The following is an 18,452-nucleotide window of genomic DNA, read 5'->3' on the forward strand; positions in this document are numbered from 1 at the left end:
GAGGAGCCATGCGAAACAGAATTCAAAAATTGGTGGCGATCCTGCTGCCGATGGTTATGTTGATCCTGCTGACCGGCTGCTGGAACCGGACCGAGCTGAACGAAATCGGGATTACGGCCGCGACAGGAATTGACCGGGTAGGCAAGGACTGGACGGTCACCTATCAGGTCATTGTGCCTTCGGCGATGGCTTCGAGCTCCGGCGGGGCCTCCAGCGGTTCCAGCCAGGCGGCGGTCCATGTCTTTTCCACCAAGGCGGAAGCGATAGAAAAAGCAAACAATTTAACCAATCTGGAGAACCCCCGGCGCCTGTTTATTGCCCATAACAACGCGGTGGTCATCGGCGATCGGGCGGCAAGAGAAGGGGTTGCGGAACTAATCGACCTGTACCTGCGCAAGGTTGAGACACGTGAGACGGTTCTTATGTTAATTACGGAAGGGAGAGCCAGCGAAACGCTGAAGAAGCTAGTACCGCCCGAAAAACTCCCCGGCTTGGCAATCGCCGAAATTTTACGGCAGGAGGAGCGAAACGCCTCCATCTTTCCTGTGGTTTCGATCTACGATTTTGCGATGGGGTTGACTTCGGATGCCAAAACAAATGTCATCCCGGTAATTGCACTGTCGGGCGATACCGAAGGAGACAAGCCCGAGAAGCTGGAGAGTACCGAAGCTACGCAGGTTACTTCTCCTCCCGTAAAGCTGAGGCTGGTTAAGCTTGCCCTGTTCCGGGAGGACCGGCTTGTTGGTTTCGCCAATAGAGAAGAGAGCTACGGCTTGACCTGGATGCGGGGCAAGGTGCACGGAAGCGTGGTCAGCTTTCCCATGGAAGGGGCTCAAGCTGGCAAAGCTTCTTCCTTTCGAATCACTTCCGCTTCCGCCAAGATAACGCCAGTCAAAAAAGGGGATCGCTTCACCATGCGTATCCGGGTCAAGCTGCAGGGGATTTTGACGGAGACAGTCACTGGAAAAGATTTGAGCGACCCGCGGGTAATTCATGACATGGAAAAGGAAATCGCCAAGACAGTAGAACAGCAGGTTCGTACCGGCTGGGCTGTGGTTCAGCGGGAAAAGCTGGATTTGGCTGGATTTGCGGATCGCATCCACCGGAAATATCCAAAGGATTGGGCCAAGCTGAAAGAAGGTTGGGAAGACGAACTGGGTCGGTTAGAACTGGATGTGGCCGCCAAAGCGACGATTAAAAGGCCGGGATTTATGCAGAAGTCCTTCGGATCCATAAAAAAATCGACGGAAGAGCAATAGCCAATCCAAGCGGCGGGGAGGGACAAACGGCATGGATAAATATTCGACGAAAAATTCGAGTCTGATTCTTACGATGGTCCTTTTTGAAATCGGAAGCACAACGCTGTTCCTGCTCGGCGCCAAGGCAGGCAGAGATGCTTGGTTAGCCATGCTGATTGGGGCCCTCGCCGGGCTGCTGCTGCTGCTCATGTATCTCCGGATTTATACGATGGAACCGGATAAGGATCTATATGAAATTAGCCGTCATTATCTGGGCAAGCTCCCTGGAAATTTTGTATCGCTGCTGTTTACCTGTTACTTCATTTATGAAGCCTCCCGAAATCTGCGGGATTTGGGCGAACTGACATCACTGGCGCTTCTAGACAAGACGCCTACGCTGATCATTATGCTAATCACGATTCTAGTGGTTGCGAACACGGTCCGCTATGGAGCCGAAGTACTGTTTCTCGCCTGTACCGCTTTGATCCCGGTAATCGCGATTGGCTACGGCGTGCTGCTTATTTTGATAATGATTACTGGAATGGTACACTGGGAGTTTTTGTCCCCCGTGCTGGAAAAGGGAATTCTCCCGGTGCTGGATACCGCTATTCCGGAGATGATCTCTTTTCCATTTGGACAACTTGTGTTATTTTTGGTGTTTTTTAAATATGTCCACAAAAACTCCCGGTTGAAAAAGGGCGTCCTATGGGGGTACAGTCTCGTCGCACTGCTGCTGATTGTGATCAACCAGCTGAACATTTTGATCCTCGGCCCGGCCCTTGCCGCCGGGAGCACTTATCCGCTGCTGCAGGTGGTCCAAATTATTCAGGTGGCGAAAGTGCTGGAGCGGACGGATGTGTTATTCGTGCTCATTCTGTTTCTCGGGCTTGGCGCCAAGGTCGCGGCATTTTTTTTGGGAGCGGTCCTCGGTTTGCAGTCGGTCTCGGGGAAAAATTTCAGATACTGGGTAATCCCGGCCGGTGGACTGATTTTCGCGTTGACCTTCTTATCGTCTACTTATACCGAGTTTATCCGGATCGGTCTTTCGGTTGTGGTGACATGGTCCTCCCCCGTCTTTCAAATTCTGCTGCCCCTTCTGCTGTTTGGTGTCATGCTGCTGCGCAAAAACCGCCGGAGCGCCAAGAAAGACGGATAATTCTGGAGGTGCAGAAGCAGGGCCTTAGGAGGTTTAGTAGGGGGCGCCTAAGCAGGTGCACCAAAGGGACCAGAAGAAGCACTAAGAAGGAGCAGTGGAAGGTTTATAAAAAGATGTAGGCGCTTTAGCGAAAAGAAGCAGCCTTAAGGTATTGCACGATGACCTGTAATCAAGTACACTAAGTGCGCCGACTTATTAAACTGTTTTAAAAAGTCTTTTGCAAGCCTGCATGAACCGGTATCATCGATTGTGTCTCGGCCTAGGGGGAGCGGTGAAAAATGAAACATGAGGGCACCGAACAGGTGCGGCTTACGCTGCTGCAGCTGGGGAGTGCGACCAAAGCGGAAATCAGCGGCAGAACGGGAATCAGTTTCCCGACGGTGGGCAAGGTGCTGGAGCGGATGGAGCAGGCGGGGGAACTGCGTCCCCCTGTTCTTGACCAGTCCAGCGGCGGACGGCGGGCGCTGCGTTACACGCTTGACCCGGAATACCGGCTGGGGATGGCCGTGTATCTGGAAGCGGATCGGACCATCTGCACGGTGTTTAATCTGGCGGGGGAAATCAAAGAACACTTCCGCTTCCCGGGTGTGCTGCGCGGGGGACCGGACCAACTGGTGGAGCAGCTTGCCTCCGTTAAGGCGCGTTATCCGAATACCGCTGCGCTTGCCGTAGGGGTTCCCGGTTCGGTGAACGGCGGCACGATTTTTTATATCCCGGGATACGCCGCCTATGCCGGGCTATACCTTAAGGGATTTTGTGAACGAAAGCTGGGCCTGGAGACGGTGGTTGAAAATGACATGAACGCCGCCGCCCTCGGCTATCTGGATTCGGGAAACGCGGGGGACGATCGAACCGTGGTGTATCTCTACATCGGGCCAAACGGGCCGGGCGCGGGCATCGTGGCTGGCGGCAGCGTACTCCGGGGAAGCACGCTGTTTGCCGGTGAAATTGGCTTTCTGCCGCTGTCCGGTGACGAAAACTTTCACGACCGTGTCGGGGAAGCGGCAGGAGCGGGCGATACGCCGCCCCGGCTGACAGGCAGTGAGCCGAGAATTGCCGCGGCGGGAAGGCTGGTCGCCGTGCTGGCTTCCATCCTGAATCCGCATGACGTGGTTTTTTCTAAGGAAAATGCAGATGCCGTCACACTTCAAGCCATCCGTGAGCATGCCGCGCGGATTGTTCCGGAGAAGCACCTGCCAGCGCTCAGCGTACGGGTGATGGAAGAGGATTACCTGGGCGGGCTGAGAAGGCTTGCGCTGGAGCGTATGCTGGCTGGCGGAGACCGGCCGGTTCATTTTTTAGAGGAATAGGGAGGACTAGTCGTTAATGGCTACTTTTTTATTAATTATGATTTATCTGGCGTTTATCAGCCTTGGACTGCCCGACTCGCTGCTGGGAGCGGCGTGGCCGGTGATGCGCGGGGATTTGGACGCGCCGCTTGCTTCGGCGGGTTGGATCGGCATGATTGTATCCGCAGGCACCATTGTGTCCAGCTTGGTAGGCGGAAAATTGACGGACCGGCTTGGCGTCGGCAAAATCGCGTTCATCAGCAGCCTGCTGACGGCTTCGGCGCTGCTTGGGATGGGGTTGTCTCCTTCGCTGTTCTGGCTGTTTCTGCTGGCGGTTCCGCTGGGAATCGGCGCGGGGGCGGTCGACTCGGGGCTGAACCATTATGTTTCGCTGAACTATAAAGCTCACCATATGAGCTGGTTGCATTGTTTTTGGGGCGTTGGCGCTACTTTGGGTCCGATCCTCATGTCTTACGCTATCGATTCGCGAGATTCCTGGCGGGACGGATATACAGGAGTGGCCCTCATCCAGTTCCTGCTCGCCGCGGCCCTGCTCGTGACTCTGCCGCTGTGGCGGCGCGCGGGCGGACAAACGCATGAAATGGCGGCCGCGGCGGCTCCGGAGGAGATGCCGGGAGAGACGGGGGGGCGCCCGCTCCGCATCCCGGGTGTTTCCTACGCGCTGCTGGCGTTTTTGTTTTACTGCGCGGCGGAGACCACAGTTGGCCTCTGGGGCGGGAGCTACCTGGTCAACGTGAGAGGGATGGAGCCCGGGCAAGCCGCGCGCTGGGTGTCGCTGTATTATGCGGGCATCACCGCCGGCCGCTTCCTGACCGGCTTCGCTACCTTACGGATCGGCAACCGGACGCTGATCCGGACCGGCCAGGCTGCCGCGCTTGCCGGGGCCGCGCTGCTGCTGCTTCCGCTCCCGGACGGCCTGTCGCCCATCGGGCTCGTGTTGATTGGACTGGGGTTTGCTCCCATTTTCCCGTGCATGCTGCATGAAACGCCGGCCCGGTTCGGAAAAAAAGCGTCCGGAGCAATCATGGGCTACCAGATGGCCGTCGCCTACACCGGCTCCACGCTGTTCCCTCCGCTGCTCGGGTGGATCGCTTCCGATGCCGGGATCGGTATTTTTCCTTATTTCCTGGCGGCTTACGCGCTGCTGATGCTGCTCAGCTCCGAGAAGCTGAACCATCTGATCGGGAAGCGCCGCGCCGCGGGTATTATTCCGCCTGAAGGAGACGGATTGGCCGGGTAACCCGGACGTATTCCCGCGGAGTGAAGGAGCGGATGCCGCTGTCCCTGTCCGCCGCCCTTACCATGCTGTCCGCCGGATCGGCTCGATATGGGGAACAATGGTTATTTAGCGCCCAACCGCCGCATACTAAGGCAAGGCAGACGGAGAAGCAGACGATGATTCGGGTCTTAAGCACGGGGCGGATTCACCTCCTTGTATGAACACAGTAATCCCCCTTTAGCGAAGCGGTCATACGCCAATAATGTGTTCTCCATTCGCGCAGAGGAAAAGGCGCCTGGAGCTTTACAACGTTTTGGCTTATGGGTATAATCACCTTAAATGCATATTGTTTTGACCGGAGGAGCCTGCCAACAGCGGGCTCTTTTTGCGTTTTTTAAGGAAATCTTCCGAACGAATTGGAGGCGAAACGGTTGAACAGCGAAAAAATTATGGTATGTGTCTACTACGGTCCCCACGGGGAGAGACTGATCAAACGTGGGATTCAGCTTGCGCAAATGCTGGACTGCCCGCTGATTGTACTCACGGTCGATCCATCGGAAGGCTCGGAGGTTCACCTGGGCCGGGAGCGGTACAGGACGGCTTGGCTTGCGCTGGCCAAAGAGGCGGGAGCCGAATTCAGGGTTGAGCGGTGCGGCGGAAGAAAGACGGCGGAAACCATCGCCGATGTGGCGCGGGAGCAGGAAGTCACCCAAATTATTATCGGGCAGTCCGGACAGACGCGCTGGGAGGAAATTACAAAAGGAAGTTTTGTCAACGATCTGATGAATGAGGTGGGTGCGGTGGACCTGCATATTGTTGCCGTGTCGCGCATACCCGACGGCCATGAAGAAACGCATGAGAGAGGCGTCCCGGCTTTCCTAGTTCCGGTGGACGGCGGATACGAGCTAAGGGAGGAACCGGAAGGCGACGAAGAGCTGCCAGGCATGTTTTTCCGGGAACTGCACACCGAATTCAATAACGGGTTGTTCAAGCTGGAGAAGGACGGCGTCATCCGCTATCTGGAGATTGAGGAAGGCCAGTTGGCGGAGCCGCTATAAGACGGAAATAAAAAGTGTCCGCGGCTCCAGGGAATCCCTGCCTCAGGCCGACGTATTCCGAAGCAAGCGGAGGACGTCGGCGCGCGGCGGGGCTGCCCTATGCCATCTTCATCCGAATGAACGACTATTACCCGACAAAAAAGGAGGAGAAGGGTTGTCACTACTGCATCTAGCCATTTTAATTCCATTTTTGCTGGCCGCCCTCGTTCCCTTAGGCTACAAAGCTCTGCCCAAGCTGCACACCGGCTGGCTTGTTCTGCCGGGACCGCTGGCGCTGTTTGTTTATTTCCTGCTGAAAATGCCCGCAATCCGTACCGGAGGACCGGAGGAGGCCACACTTGCCTGGATTCCGTCGCTGGGGATTGAAATCTCCCTTGTTCTCGACGGTCTCAGCCTGCTTTTTGTGCTGCTGATTTCGGGGATCGGTACGCTGGTCGTGCTGTATTCGATTTTTTACCTGAACCGGCGTAAGGAAGCGGTTCATCATTTTTATGTGTATCTGCTGCTGTTTATGGGCGCTATGCTTGGCGTTGTGCTCTCCGATAACCTGATGGTGCTGTACGGCTTCTGGGAGCTGACCAGCGTGTCTTCGTTTCTGCTGATCGCTTTCTGGCATCGGCGGGAGCGTTCAAGGTATGGCGCGCTGAAGTCGATGCTGATCACCGTCTTCGGAGGACTCGCCATGTTCGCCGGCTTCCTGCTGCTCTACGTAATGACCGGCACGTTCAGCCTGCGCGAAATCATTGCCATGGCGGCCGAGCTGCCGGGAGAGTCCTTATTCCTGCCGGCGATGATCCTGATTTTGCTGGGCGCATTCACCAAGTCGGCGCAGTTTCCGTTTCATATCTGGCTGCCGGATGCGATGGAGGCGCCGACACCGGTCAGCGCTTATCTGCACTCCGCAACGATGGTCAAAGCCGGCCTGTATCTGGTCGCCCGCTTTACTCCCGTATTCGGCGGCCAGGCCGAATGGTTCTGGATCGTGTCACTGACGGGTATCATCACCTTGATGTATGGCTCTTTTAAGGCCATCAAACAGACCGACCTCAAAGCGCTGCTCGCTTATTCAACGATCAGCCAGCTTGGCCTGCTGATGACGCTGTTTGGACTCGGCTCCGCGGCGGACTGGTTTGCGGGCGGTGCGGAAGCGGTGTTTTATACCAAGGCGACAACCGCGGCGGTTTTCCATCTCATCAACCATGCTATTTTTAAAGGTTCATTATTTATGGTGGTGGGCATTGTCGATCATGAGACTCATACGAGGGATATCCGCAAGCTGGGCGGCCTGATGACGCTGATGCCGGTCACGTTCTCCATTGCGCTTATCGGCACCTTTTCCATGACAGGGCTGCCGCCGTTTAACGGCTTTTTGAGCAAAGAAATGTTTTTCACCGCAGTGCTGAACATCGTCAATCTTGAGGCGTTTGGAGCCGAGGCTTGGGCGGTGCTGTTTCCGGTGATTGCTTGGACGGCAAGCGTGTTCACTTTTGTCTACAGCATGATTCTCCTTCTGCAGACGTTCGGAGGCAAATTTAAATTCGATAAAATGGACCGCCAACCGCACGAGGCTCCGCTGGGATTGCTGCTGCCCCCGGTTGTGCTGGCTTCGCTGGCAATCGTGTTTGGCCTGTTCCCGAACCTGCTTTCGTTATCGCTGATTGAACCGGCGCTGGCCGCGATTCATCCTGGTGTCTTGTCCCATGGAGAGCATTTTGAGGTTCATATCTCGTTTTGGCACGGCTGGACGGCGGAGATTTTTATGACGCTCGGGGTGGTTGTCCTTGGCACGCTGCTGTATCTGGGCTACCGCCGGCGCGGACCGATGTACCGCGAGAACCCGGACAGGATTTCACTGAACCGGCTGTACGATTGGACGCTTCGGGCCGGCGGGCGGGGAGCCAACCGGCTGACCAGTGTGTATATGACCGGTTCCAGCCGGGATTATCTGGTGTACATTTTCTTGTTCCTGATTCTCGCGCTTGGCACAATGCTGGTGATCACGCCCGGCATAACGTTTGGGATGGAGAATTATGCTCCAGTCTCGCTGTACGAAATGCTGGTGGTAATCGTTATGGCGCTGTCTGCATTCGCGGTGCCGTTTGCCCGTTCGCGGGTCGTCGCGATTTTGTTCACCGGCGGTGTGGGCTATATGGTGACTTTGCTGTTTGTCCTGTTCCGGGCTCCGGATTTGGCTTTGACGCAGATGATTGTGGAGACGGTGTCGGTTGTGCTGTTCCTGCTCTGTTACCGCCATCTGCCCCATTTAAGCCGCGAGGTCGCCAAGCTGCGCTTCAAACTGTCCAACTTCATCATTTCGGCCGGCGTCGGGATCGTGGTGACTCTGCTTGCGCTTGCGGCGGTAGGCAGCAGCCCGTTTGAACCGATCGCAGACTTCTTCCTGAAGGAAAGCTACCCTCTGGCAGGCGGCAAAAATGTAGTTAACGTCATTCTGGTTGACTTCCGGGGATTCGATACGCTGTTTGAAATTATGGTGCTGGGGATTGCCTCGGTGGCTATCTACGGAATGATCCGGCTGAAGCTGGACCCGGACCGGCCGGGCGGAAAGCTGTCTCTAACCGGGAGCGGTCCGGTACAGGCTGGGCCGAAAAGCAATGACGTCATTCTAAAGACCGTGTCGAGGATCGTGATTGTCATTATTCTCGCGTTTTCGCTGTATCTGTTTTTCGCCGGTCACAATGAACCGGGCGGCGGCTTTATCGGCGCGTTGATGGCCTCCGCCGCACTGATCCTGCTGTCCATGGCTTTCGGTATGGACACGGTACGCCGGTCGCTGCCCGTCAACTTCCGGCTGCTGACGGCGGCGGGGCTGCTAATCGCCCTGCTCACTGGACTGGGGTCGTTTCTGTTTGAGGCGCCGTTTCTCAGCCATGCCTTCGGCCACTTCGAGCTGCCGGTGATGGGAGATACGGAGCTTGCGACCGCCGTATTGTTTGATCTCGGGGTTTACCTCTCCGTGATTGGCGTCACCATGACTATCATCTATTCGATCGGGAGGGATGCTTGATATGGAACTTGTAATGTGTGTGGCCGTGGGCCTGCTCTTCTCGGTCGGCGTCTATCTCATTTTGTCCAAAAGCCTGCTGCGCGTCATTCTCGGCACGTCGCTGCTGACGCACGGCGTCCATTTACTGCTTATGACGATGGCGAAGCTGAAGCGCGGAGCGGCTCCGCTGCTGAATGAGCAAGGGGACAGCTACGTCGATCCGCTTCCGCAGGCGCTCATCTTGACCTCTATTGTCATCAGCTTTGGCGTTACGGCGTTTTTTTTCGTCCTTGCCTACCGCGCTTACCAGACGCTCGGCAGCGACGATATGGGGAACCTGGAAGGAGAGAAGCAATGAGCAACCTGCCGGTGATTCCCGTGTTGATCCCGCTGCTTACAGCGGTACTTCTGTTGTTCTTCAAAAATAAAATTGCGGTACAGCGCTGGATCGGCGGCGCCGCTTCGCTGCTTATGACGGCTTCAGCCATTTTTCTGGTCTGGAAAGTGAAAACGGATGGCATCCAGACCCTGCATATGGGCGGCTGGGCGCCGCCTTACGGCATTGTTTTTGTGGCGGATATGTTTGCGGCTTTGCTTGTGCTGGCCGCCTCGGTTGTCGGCGCCGCCTGTCTGTTTTACGCGTTCACCAGCATTGGAACGGAGCGGGAACGCATGTATTTCTATCCCTGCTACCAGTTTCTGCTGGTCGGCGTAACCGGTTCGTTTTTGACCGGTGATATATTTAACCTGTTTGTATTTTTTGAAGTGATGCTGATTTCGTCTTATGCGTTAATCGTACTCGGCGGTACCAAAATCCAGCTTCGTGAAACGCTAAAATACATCCTGATTAACATTGTATCTTCCACGTTATTCGTAGCTTCAGTGGCGTATTTATACGCTTCGGCCGGCACGCTTAATATGGCGCATCTCTCCCAGCGGATTGGCGAGCTGGGGCAGGGGGGAGTGCTGAATGTTATCGCTGTGCTGTTCCTGATTGTGTTTGCGCTGAAAGCCGGGCTGCTGCTGTTTTTCTGGCTGCCGGGTTCGTATGCCGCCCCGCCGTCCGCCGTCCGTGCGGTGTTTGCGGCACTGCTGACCAAAGTAGGGCTGTACGCCATCATCCGTACGTTTACACTCATATTCCCCTATCAGCCTGAGGTAACGCATACGCTGATTGGCTGGATGGCCGCGGCGACCATGATCCTTGGCGGTATCGGAGCGGTAGCTTACAGCGATATTCCGCGCATTCTGAATTACAATGTGGTGATTAGCGTCGGTTTTATTGCCTTCGGAGTGGCAGTAGGAACAAAAGAATCGCTGGACGGCGCGGTTTTTTATCTGCTGCACGATATCGTGGCCAAAGGGCTGCTGTTCATTTTGGGCGGAATGATCTTTCGCGCGGCGGGAACAGAGTCGCTAACGGAGACCGGCGGCTTGATCCGGAAATATCCGCTGCTGGGATGGATGTTCCTTATCCTCGCTCTGGCGCTGGTCGGCGTACCGCCGCTCAGCGGGTTTGCCGGCAAAGTGCTGCTTGTGCGGGGAGGTTTTGAAGACGGCTTTTTCTGGCTGCCGCTGATCGGGGTCGCCTCCAGTTTTCTCGTGCTGTATTCGCTGATCCGGATTTTCCGGACGGTGTTTTGGGGCGAGGAGCCGCGCGAAAATGCCAAGCTTCGTATGCCGGGAAGCATGGCGGTCGCCTCGGTGCTGCTCGTTATCCTTATTGCTATGGGGATCGGATCGGAAGGGGTCTATGCTTTCGTGTCGCACGCAGGCAGTGTGCTGGCTGACCCGTCACTTTATATTCAAGCTGTAATGAAGGAGTAGATAAAAGATGGCTTATCAATTGCTGCTGAACCTGCTGATTGCTTTCTTATGGATGTTCCTTCATAACGACTGGTCAGGGTCCCGCTTTACGATCGGATTTCTGCTGGGGATGCTGCTGCTGTTTGTTTTCCGTAAATTTTGGCCTGGAGGGACGTATTTGAGCCGGTTGTGGGCGGTGCTGAAACTCTTGGGATTGTTCCTGAGAGAATTGGTCGTTTCCAGCTTCACTGTCATCCGGCACATTATCCGGCCCAAACTGGCCGTGCGTCCCGGTATATTCGCTTACCAGACCGGGCTGACGTCGGATTGGGAAGTAACCCTGCTGTCGCTGCTGATTTGTCTGACCCCCGGCACACTCACGCTGGAGGTTTCCAGGGAGGGGAACGTCCTGTATATCCACGCGATGGATATAGGGGATAAACAGGAGCTGACCGAGCAGATTCGGGGCACGTTTGAACAAGCCATCATGGAGGTGACCCGCCGATGATAGACCGCTTGCTGATTGCGGCGATGACGCTGCTTGCGCTGGCGATAGCCGGCTGTACGTACAGACTGCTCAAAGGCCCGAGCCGGGCCGACCGGATCGCCGCGCTCGATACGATTGGAGTAAACCTGCTTGCCATGGTGGCGGTGCTGTGTCTGCTGCTGCGGACGCAGGCATTCGTGGACATTATTTTGCTAATCGGGATTTTAACGTTTATTGGAACGACGGCGTTTGCGCGGTATATCGAGAGGGGGGTTGTGCTTGAACAGCGAGATGATGATGACGGCCGGTGAATGGCTGATCGGGATATTGGTCCTGCTCGGCGCGCTGTTCAGTCTGCTCAGCAGCTTTGGGCTGATCCGCCTGCCCGACATTTACCTGCGTTCCCATGCGGCCACCAAAAGTGCAACCCTTGGCGTATTGTGTATTTTGACCGGCGCGTTTCTATACTTCTGGCTGTTCATGGACCACATCAGCGTCAAGCTGCTGCTGGGCATCGTATTTGTCTTTATCACTTCGCCGGTGGCCGGGCATCTGAACGGCCGGGCTGCCTACCGTTCTGGTGTTCCTTTGTGGCCGGGCAGCGTAAGCGATGAGCTCCAAGCGGAGCTGGCGCGCGAGCGGGCGGAATGGGAGCAAGAACGGGGGCAGGTGCAGGGAGAAATATCAAAAATTCAACATATGAAAAATTCATAATAGATATACAGCAGCCGTTCCTACACACACTCGTCGTATGCAAACGCCGTTAACAGCAAAACCCGTCCGCCATCCGGCGAACGGGTTTTGCCTTTGTCGAAACAGCGGTTCCAACTCTGTTTATATAAACAACAGCAGACTCAAAGCCATAACCGCCATCCCGGCAACCAGACCGTAGATGGATAAATGGCCGTCATCGTATTTTTTGGCAGCAGGCAGCAGCTCGTCAAGCGAAATGAATACCATAATACCGGCAACCGCGGCGAAAATCAGGCCAAACATCATGTCATTCAGGAACGGCATCAGAATCAGATAAGCAATCAGCGCGCCAAACGGCTCCGACAGACCGGATAGAAAGGACAGACGAAACGCTTTTTTCTTACTGCCTGTAGCAAAAAATACCGGGACCGCCACCGCAATCCCCTCGGGAATGTTGTGGATGGCGATTGCAACCGCGATCGCAATGCCGAGGCCGGGGTCCTGCAGCGCGGAAGTGAAGGTAGCGATTCCTTCCGGGAAATTGTGAATGGCGATTGCCAGCGCTGTAAAGGTGCCCATCTTAAGCAGGCCTGTATCTCCGGCGGGAGATCCGGTCACAGCTTGGGACATCTCTCCCAGATTTTTAGCTTCGTGCGGGTTGCCCTGCTCCGGAACAAATTTGTCAATCAGCGCAATAAGCAGAATTCCGCCAAAAAATCCGGCGACAGTCAGCCAATTCCCGGCGACTTCACCGGAATAAGAGACGAGAGCGTCTTTCGCTTTTACAAAAATCTCAACCATCGAGACATAGATCATAACACCCGCGGAGAAACCCAGGGTCACGGACAGAAACTTGGTGTTCGTTACGTTGGTGAAGGTAGCGATCAAGCTGCCGATCCCTGTAGCCAGACCCGCCAGCAGGGTAAGACTGAAGGCCAAAAGAACATTCGAGTCCATGGACTAACATTCCTCCTCAATTTAATAGTAGATAAAACTCCGGCCGCGAGAGGAGAAACCGGAACAAAGAACTAATGTTAGTTAAAGCTAAACATGTTTCCTTAGGTAAATTTATTTAGCTAAGTGCATGATAAGATGTGGAGAAGCTGTTTGTCAACCGTTCTTTTTATCCTTATGCGCATAACGGGAGGGGTGCGCTTGCCGGCTGATTCTCCCGGGTAAAATGGCTGATGCCCTGTGCGGGCTATGCCGCTTTATGCGAATGACGGCTCGTGAATTCATTAACCTTTTTCAGAAAAAGTGGTTTGGTGCCGCGGAAGCTTCCTTGCTGGTATAATCGAAATGTGGAGCGGGACGGAACGGTCGAATGCCGCGCCCGCAAAGGAGTGTGAACCGCTTTGTTCGAAAGATGGCGCCGTTTTCTGGCGGCCTGGCGGGATTACCCGCTGCCTCCGGGAACGTTGATCGGCGGCCGTTACCGGACCCAGGAAACACTGGGGACCGGCAGCTACGGTACGGCCTACCGGTGTATAGATGAGAAGGAAGGGCGGATCGCGGCCGTGAAGCTGTCGAAGCCCAGCAAACAAGCGGTCGGGCGAAGGCTGCTGGCCCGAGAGCGGGAGGTGCTCAGCCGGATGGCGCACCCGTTCATACCAGCTTGCCTGGATTACGGGGAGTCGGAGGAAGGCTGCTGGCTGGTCACCGAATTCATTGAGGGCCGGACGCTGGAGGATCTGATTTTTGGCGACGGGGCAAGCTTTACGGAACAGGAATGTTTGAGCTGGACGCTGGAGCTGATGGATCGGGTAGCGCATGTGCATGAACAGGGATATGTCCATCTGGATCTCCGGATCCCAAATGTGATCATCCGGGATGATGGCGTGCATGTGATCGACTTTGGCCTGGCCCGGCCGATTGGCGGCGGCACGGATGCGATCTGGCAGCCCGGACGGGAAGAACTTCCGGAGCGGATGCCGCCTTTAGTTCAATCCGACCTCTACGATGTGGGGCATTTGATGCTGTTTCTGCTGTATTCGGGATACAAGCCGGAGGCCGGGCAGCCCGACCGTTCCTGGGAGGAGGAACTGGAGCTGACTCCGGCAGTCAGAGGATTGCTGCGCCGGCTGCTGGAACTGGACCGGCCGTATGCGTCGGCAGTCGAGCTGATGGATGACCTGGAAAGCGTGCGTGCGGGGTTGCCGGCCTGGTGATCAGGAGCAGCCAGATTTAGCGGCGGTTCATCCGGTCATCTAATAATTAAACAAGAGCTGTCCCCAGGTCATATTTTTTATGACTTAGGGACAGCTCTTTGTTTTATTGAAAAATTAGCAAATATTCCAGAGGCCGCCAAGAGATCAACTGGAGCTGCCGTAGCGGTTTTTATAATACTTGTGGCCGTATCCCCCGCTGCCGTGACCATGGCCCGAAGAAGAATGCTTCCGGCGGCCATAGTGGCCGGCGCTGCTGGAGTAACGGGTGTAATGGGCTTTATGCCCGCTGCTGGAATGGCGGTAGTGCCGCTTGTGCCCGCTGCTGGAATGCCTTCGGTGACCGCTGTGACCCGACTGCTCAAGCGAATGAACGACCTTGCCCAAAATCTTTTTGAACATGTGAATCCCTCCTAATTAAATTGGTTTACGGAAACATGAGGTTTAAGGAAATGCGGCTTGCAAGTGTTTAGTTGGCTAGAGTTTAGTGTGCAAGAGAGTAGTATGCGAGTGTTAGGCCGGTGAGCAGGCCTCTTGGTTGTTCATCTTGACCGATATTTAAATTTTTAAACGTTGATACCTTTCATACGGTGACTTGGGGAACGAGGTTTCAACATGAGGAGCTCAAAGCTATGAACTGGGGTGTTATCTTTTATTTAACCCAAAACCGGATTTCTTAGACAAATCGCGAGGAAGACGTGATAGAATAGGATGGCTGTTTCTTCCAAAGACAATGGCTGTAAGACATTTTTTTTAGTAAAGGCGGTCTTTATTTTGCGTAAATGGTTAAGTGTTATCCTGCTGTTGGTTCTTGTTGTTCTGCCCGTTTCCCAAGGCGCTGCTGCGGGAGTACAAACCTCGATTCCGGCCCAAACCGGGGCCGCTGCCACCAAGGATGAGGCCACATCCAAAGCGGGTGATTCCATACAAATGACGTTTGTGGGCGATGTGCTGCTTGACGGGTTTGTCGGCAAACAGATTGCCAAATACGGTGTGAATTTTCCGTTCGCCAAGGTAGCGCCCGAGCTTAAAAAAGCGGATCTTGCCTTTGCCAATCTGGAAACGCCGGTATCCACCCGGGGCAAGGCGGCAAACAAAACGTTTGCTTTCCGTTCCAAACCTGAAACGCTCCAGGGCCTGCTTTACGCTGGTATAGACGGCGTCACCGTCGCCAATAATCATATTTTGGACTACGGCCAGGATGCCATGCTGGATACGCTGACGCATTTGCGGAAAGCAGGGATTGGGGTTACCGGCGCCGGCCGGAACCAGTCGGAGGCGTTCCAGCCGTACACGAAACAGATCGGCGGCCGGAAGATTGCAGTGATCGGCGTAAGCCGCGTGCTGTCCGGGCCTTCCTGGTATGCTGGACCGAATAAGCCTGGCGCCGCCTCGGCCTATTCCATGGAACCGATGCTGAGTACGATCCGTAAATCGGCCAAAGCAGGCAACTATACGGTCGTTTATATTCACTGGAACCAGGAGTTTAAGGATTTCCCCGAGAAATACGCCCGCGACTTGGCGAAAAAAATGATCGACAGCGGTGCGGATCTGATTATCGGCGCACACAGCCACTGCCTGATGGGCGTAGAGTTTTACAAACACAAGCCGATTTATTATTCGCTTGGCAACTTTGTCTTCAATCGTTCCAGCCGCGGGGGCGACAAAACGCTGCACTCGATGATGGCCGAATTTACCTTGACCGGCTCCGGCGTCACCTCGCGGATCCGGCCGGTCAAAATCGTAGGCGGACAACCGAATTTTATGGACGAGGCGTATAACCGCCAGGCCATCCAAAAACTCAACAAACTGTCTTACAACGCCCGCATCGATGCCAAAGGAAATGTATACGAGAAGTAAACGGGTTAACGGGTTACGGAATCAAACGGAATGCACGGGTACAAGCGGGAGGCCTCCTGAACGGGCCTTCCGTTTTTTTTGTTTTTTTTCAAAAAGTGCAGATCAGGTGTTTCAACTTTGGAATGAAAGTGTAATAAGAAAAGTTTAAAGAAAATTGTCGATAAATATAAGAAAATACAATATATTTGTCGATACATATCAAATGATGTAGAATAATATAGTAGAGAAAGATAGATAGCACTTTTCTTTCCTTATCTAGCATATATAATACCGAACCTAAACGGCTATTTGGTGCGATGGAATAGAGTGTTATTATAAGAAATGGAGGATGCGAAGGATGAAAGCGACAGGAATTGTAAGAAAAGTAGATGAATTAGGACGGATTGTCATCCCGATTGAATTGCGCCGCACCATGGGAATCGACATCAAAGATCCGCTGGAAATTTTTGTGGACGGGGAAAAAATTATTTTGAGAAAATACGAGCCTACCTGCATTTTTTCCGGAAGCTCCGAAAACCTGATTAACTTCAAAGGTAAAATGGTGAGCCGCGACGTGCTGGACGAACTCGTCGAAAGCTTCAAGAACGCCTGATTTTTGCCAGAACATGGCGGTTCAACCAGGATAAACGAGGAATGAAAAAAGGATCGGCCGGGTGCATCCGGACGGTCCTTTTTGCTGCACACTTTTGCAGCGGGCCGCTCCCGGCACCCGAATGATTCGTCTGCTCCGGGAACGTCAGGGAAAGGCCAATACGCGCTGCGGCATGGACAGGCCCCAAGCCATCCTTTATGATAGGGCATGTGTGGAAAAATACGGCTGCCCGGCAGGGTATCCGCAACGCAAATTGTGGAGGGATGATCTGCATGAATCGACAAGAACAGGAGAATACCGCGGCTGAGCGGACAACGCTCCGTAAACCGGAAGCCATGATCTTCGACATGGACGGCACCTTGTTTCAAACGGAAAGCCTTTTGATTCCGGCCTATCACAAGATGTTCGATATATTGCGCGAGGAGGGTCTGCATACCGGACCGACGCCGCCGGAAGAGCTGATATTGGGAAGCCTGGGCATGCTGCTGGAGGACATCTGGAAAAATGTCATGCCGGATGCGGACGTGGAGGTGCACCGGCGGGCGGATAATCTTTTGCTGCAGCTGGAGATCGAAGGACTGGAGGCCGGCGGCACACTGTTGTACCCGAAGGTGCTTGAGACGCTGAAGCAGCTGAAGGACCGCGGCGTCCGCCTGTTTGTGGCCAGCAACGGGCTGGAGGATTACATACACAGCATCGTAGTGGTTCACGAGCTGAAAGATTTGTTCGAAGGGCTCTACAGCGCGGGCGGTCAAGGGACATCGACCAAAACCGAGCTGGTGCGCCTGCTGCTTGACAACCACGGGATCGAAAGCGCCTGGATGGTCGGCGACCGCTCGTCCGATGTGGAGGCGGGAAAAGGCAACGGCCAGACCGTAATCGGCTGCGCTTACGCCGGTTTTGGGCGCGGCGAGGAGCTGAAAGGCGCGGATGTTACCATCCAAGCCTTCGACGAGCTGATCGGCCTATACGATCAGGCGGAATAGGGGGCGGCAGTGGACCATCTAGTTACAGAATTATCCGCTTTTGCGGATAGCGTTTTGCAGGAGCTGTCATCCACCGGGGAATTGACGGACACGCCCAATATGAAAGCGGCGACCTGGACGAACTCCGGCGCAATATTACCGAAATCATGATCGCTGTGCACAAAGGCTGACAAGCAGCCCCGGATACATTATACCAGCTGCGAAAAAGCGGCCTGCCCTTTAGTTTATAGGGCAGGCCGCTTATTTTACTTTTGCAAATGGTTATTAAATTACTATACATATCTGTTAATGAACATTCGATAAAATTATAGATGGGAAAAATATGAATTTACTCAACTTTTGCAGAGCGAAAATCAGCTAAGCTCCAGTGCGAACCAAGAATTTGGTAAACAACGTCTTTGACTGCCGTTGTCGTCGTTGAAACTAACTAGAACGAATCCTCTCCTGTGACAGACCCGCAGCGGATTACCACAGCACGCGATACCCAGGTCTTTCCGGACTCAGAGGACGTTACTTCTGATATTCCTGGGTTTTTGGGTTGCCTTGCGGACTCCAGATCCGTTATTCGTACCGAAAATATCCAAACGATGGATTTTCCGCGTAAATAAGGGAATCTGAGTCCGTCACTTTGCCAAAACACGGAATAAACAGCAAATAGGGTCCCCTGTGTCCGGTAAGAAAGTAATAGGGGAGGACAATGCGAAGCTGCTTCAAAATGCCTCCAAAGTTTAGAAAAGCGAGACGGTGTTTCAGGCAGGGAATGTTGCTGTAACATAGAGTTACGCACCCTTCTTGTTGGCATCGTTGGCCGCACTACCATGATACCAAACAAGTAGGTGTTTTTTGTCAATACAAGTATCGAATTTTTTTTACTCACT

The 18,452-nt window shown here is 54.3% G+C and carries 18 protein-coding genes; 16 read left to right on the plus strand and 2 right to left on the minus strand.

All coding sequences use genetic code 11. From position 1 onward, the window contains the following. The first annotated feature begins 8 nt into the window (after positions 1-8). From ACE6ED_RS02780 to mnhG, 11 genes are all read left to right on the plus strand, one after another. On the plus strand, positions 9-1,259 hold the full coding sequence (locus ACE6ED_RS02780; protein WP_410825437.1) for a Ger(x)C family spore germination protein: 1,251 nt from the start codon (positions 9-11) through the stop codon (positions 1,257-1,259). Positions 1,260-1,290: 31 nt separating this feature from the next. Then, complete coding sequence (locus ACE6ED_RS02785; RefSeq protein WP_410825438.1) at positions 1,291-2,394, plus strand: GerAB/ArcD/ProY family transporter; 1,104 nt, start codon at positions 1,291-1,293, stop codon at positions 2,392-2,394. A 278-nt stretch (positions 2,395-2,672) separates the two neighbouring features. Next, on the plus strand, positions 2,673-3,704 hold the full coding sequence (locus tag ACE6ED_RS02790) for an ROK family transcriptional regulator (protein WP_410825439.1): 1,032 nt from the start codon (positions 2,673-2,675) through the stop codon (positions 3,702-3,704). A gap of 16 nt (positions 3,705-3,720) precedes the next feature. Further along, positions 3,721-4,944, plus strand: a complete 1,224-nt coding sequence (locus ACE6ED_RS02795) for an MFS transporter (protein WP_410825440.1) — start codon at positions 3,721-3,723, stop codon at positions 4,942-4,944. Positions 4,945-5,354: 410 nt separating this feature from the next. Beyond that, positions 5,355-5,981, plus strand: a complete 627-nt coding sequence (locus ACE6ED_RS02800; protein ID WP_410825441.1) for a universal stress protein — start codon at positions 5,355-5,357, stop codon at positions 5,979-5,981. Between the two features lie 154 nt (positions 5,982-6,135). Further along, positions 6,136-9,006 (plus strand): Na+/H+ antiporter subunit A, encoded by a 2,871-nt coding sequence (locus ACE6ED_RS02805; RefSeq protein ID WP_410825442.1) that lies wholly within the window; start codon positions 6,136-6,138, stop codon positions 9,004-9,006. 1 nt (position 9,007) lies between these two features. Continuing rightward, the gene (locus tag ACE6ED_RS02810) at positions 9,008-9,343 is read left to right on the plus strand and encodes a Na(+)/H(+) antiporter subunit C (protein WP_410825443.1); all 336 of its coding nucleotides are present in this window, start codon (positions 9,008-9,010) and stop codon (positions 9,341-9,343) included. Continuing rightward, complete coding sequence (locus tag ACE6ED_RS02815) at positions 9,340-10,812, plus strand: Na+/H+ antiporter subunit D (RefSeq protein WP_410825444.1); 1,473 nt, start codon at positions 9,340-9,342, stop codon at positions 10,810-10,812. The genes ACE6ED_RS02810 and ACE6ED_RS02815 overlap by 4 nt, the downstream gene beginning before the upstream one ends. A 7-nt stretch (positions 10,813-10,819) precedes the next feature. Then, entirely contained in the window at positions 10,820-11,299 is a 480-nt protein-coding gene (locus ACE6ED_RS02820) for a Na+/H+ antiporter subunit E (RefSeq protein ID WP_410825445.1), read from the plus strand. Then, complete coding sequence (locus ACE6ED_RS02825; protein WP_410825446.1) at positions 11,296-11,589, plus strand: Na(+)/H(+) antiporter subunit F1; 294 nt, start codon at positions 11,296-11,298, stop codon at positions 11,587-11,589. The genes ACE6ED_RS02820 and ACE6ED_RS02825 overlap by 4 nt, the downstream gene beginning before the upstream one ends. Further along, positions 11,573-11,992 (plus strand): monovalent cation/H(+) antiporter subunit G, encoded by a 420-nt coding sequence (gene mnhG, locus ACE6ED_RS02830; RefSeq protein WP_410825612.1) that lies wholly within the window; start codon positions 11,573-11,575, stop codon positions 11,990-11,992. Before ACE6ED_RS02825 ends, mnhG begins: the two co-directional genes overlap by 17 nt. A gap of 120 nt (positions 11,993-12,112) precedes the next feature. On the opposite strand, the gene zupT is transcribed toward mnhG, so the two are convergent. Beyond that, complete coding sequence (gene zupT, locus ACE6ED_RS02835) at positions 12,113-12,928, minus strand: zinc transporter ZupT (protein ID WP_410825447.1); 816 nt, start codon at positions 12,926-12,928, stop codon at positions 12,113-12,115. A 398-nt stretch (positions 12,929-13,326) separates the two neighbouring features. Here zupT and ACE6ED_RS02840 point away from each other — a divergent pair, with 398 nt between their 5' ends. Next, positions 13,327-14,139 (plus strand): serine/threonine protein kinase, encoded by an 813-nt coding sequence (locus ACE6ED_RS02840; RefSeq protein ID WP_410825448.1) that lies wholly within the window; start codon positions 13,327-13,329, stop codon positions 14,137-14,139. 144 nt (positions 14,140-14,283) lie between these two features. Here ACE6ED_RS02840 and ACE6ED_RS02845 read toward each other — a convergent pair whose 3' ends face one another. Next, positions 14,284-14,538, minus strand: coding sequence for a hypothetical protein (locus ACE6ED_RS02845; RefSeq protein WP_410825449.1), 255 nt, complete (start codon positions 14,536-14,538; stop codon positions 14,284-14,286). Between the two features lie 372 nt (positions 14,539-14,910). Here ACE6ED_RS02845 and ACE6ED_RS02850 point away from each other — a divergent pair, with 372 nt between their 5' ends. From ACE6ED_RS02850 to ACE6ED_RS02865, 4 genes are all read left to right on the plus strand, one after another. Beyond that, complete coding sequence (locus ACE6ED_RS02850; RefSeq protein ID WP_410825450.1) at positions 14,911-15,996, plus strand: CapA family protein; 1,086 nt, start codon at positions 14,911-14,913, stop codon at positions 15,994-15,996. Between the two features lie 337 nt (positions 15,997-16,333). Next, positions 16,334-16,588 carry an AbrB/MazE/SpoVT family DNA-binding domain-containing protein gene (locus tag ACE6ED_RS02855; RefSeq protein ID WP_410825451.1) on the plus strand — a complete coding sequence of 85 codons (255 nt, stop codon included), beginning with the start codon at positions 16,334-16,336 and terminating at the stop codon, positions 16,586-16,588. A 272-nt stretch (positions 16,589-16,860) separates the two neighbouring features. After that, complete coding sequence (locus tag ACE6ED_RS02860) at positions 16,861-17,574, plus strand: HAD family hydrolase (RefSeq protein WP_410825452.1); 714 nt, start codon at positions 16,861-16,863, stop codon at positions 17,572-17,574. A 68-nt stretch (positions 17,575-17,642) separates the two neighbouring features. Then, positions 17,643-17,744 carry a hypothetical protein gene (locus ACE6ED_RS02865; protein ID WP_410825613.1) on the plus strand — a complete coding sequence of 34 codons (102 nt, stop codon included), beginning with the start codon at positions 17,643-17,645 and terminating at the stop codon, positions 17,742-17,744. The last annotated feature ends 708 nt before the right edge of the window (positions 17,745-18,452 follow it).

The sequence above is a fragment of the Paenibacillus nanchangensis genome (genome assembly GCF_046543445.1).
GTDB lineage: Bacteria > Bacillota > Bacilli > Paenibacillales > Paenibacillaceae > Paenibacillus_AQ > Paenibacillus_AQ nanchangensis.

What these genes read in the sequence shown, in the direction of transcription:
- ACE6ED_RS02780 (WP_410825437.1), top strand. Translation starts at nt 9, where the DNA reads ATGCGAAACAGAATTCAAAAATTGGTGGCGATCCTGCTGCCGATGGTT.
- ACE6ED_RS02785 (WP_410825438.1), top strand. Translation starts at nt 1,291, where the DNA reads ATGGATAAATATTCGACGAAAAATTCGAGTCTGATTCTTACGATGGTC.
- ACE6ED_RS02790 (WP_410825439.1), top strand. Translation starts at nt 2,673, where the DNA reads ATGAAACATGAGGGCACCGAACAGGTGCGGCTTACGCTGCTGCAGCTG.
- ACE6ED_RS02795 (WP_410825440.1), top strand. Translation starts at nt 3,721, where the DNA reads ATGGCTACTTTTTTATTAATTATGATTTATCTGGCGTTTATCAGCCTT.
- ACE6ED_RS02810 (WP_410825443.1), top strand. Translation starts at nt 9,008, where the DNA reads ATGGAACTTGTAATGTGTGTGGCCGTGGGCCTGCTCTTCTCGGTCGGC.
- ACE6ED_RS02815 (WP_410825444.1), top strand. Translation starts at nt 9,340, where the DNA reads ATGAGCAACCTGCCGGTGATTCCCGTGTTGATCCCGCTGCTTACAGCG.
- ACE6ED_RS02820 (WP_410825445.1), top strand. Translation starts at nt 10,820, where the DNA reads ATGGCTTATCAATTGCTGCTGAACCTGCTGATTGCTTTCTTATGGATG.
- ACE6ED_RS02825 (WP_410825446.1), top strand. Translation starts at nt 11,296, where the DNA reads ATGATAGACCGCTTGCTGATTGCGGCGATGACGCTGCTTGCGCTGGCG.
- mnhG (WP_410825612.1), top strand. Translation starts at nt 11,573, where the DNA reads ATGATGACGGCCGGTGAATGGCTGATCGGGATATTGGTCCTGCTCGGC.
- zupT (WP_410825447.1), bottom strand. Translation starts at nt 12,928, where the DNA reads ATGGACTCGAATGTTCTTTTGGCCTTCAGTCTTACCCTGCTGGCGGGT.
- ACE6ED_RS02845 (WP_410825449.1), bottom strand. Translation starts at nt 14,538, where the DNA reads ATGTTCAAAAAGATTTTGGGCAAGGTCGTTCATTCGCTTGAGCAGTCG.
- ACE6ED_RS02855 (WP_410825451.1), top strand. Translation starts at nt 16,334, where the DNA reads ATGAAAGCGACAGGAATTGTAAGAAAAGTAGATGAATTAGGACGGATT.
- ACE6ED_RS02860 (WP_410825452.1), top strand. Translation starts at nt 16,861, where the DNA reads ATGAATCGACAAGAACAGGAGAATACCGCGGCTGAGCGGACAACGCTC.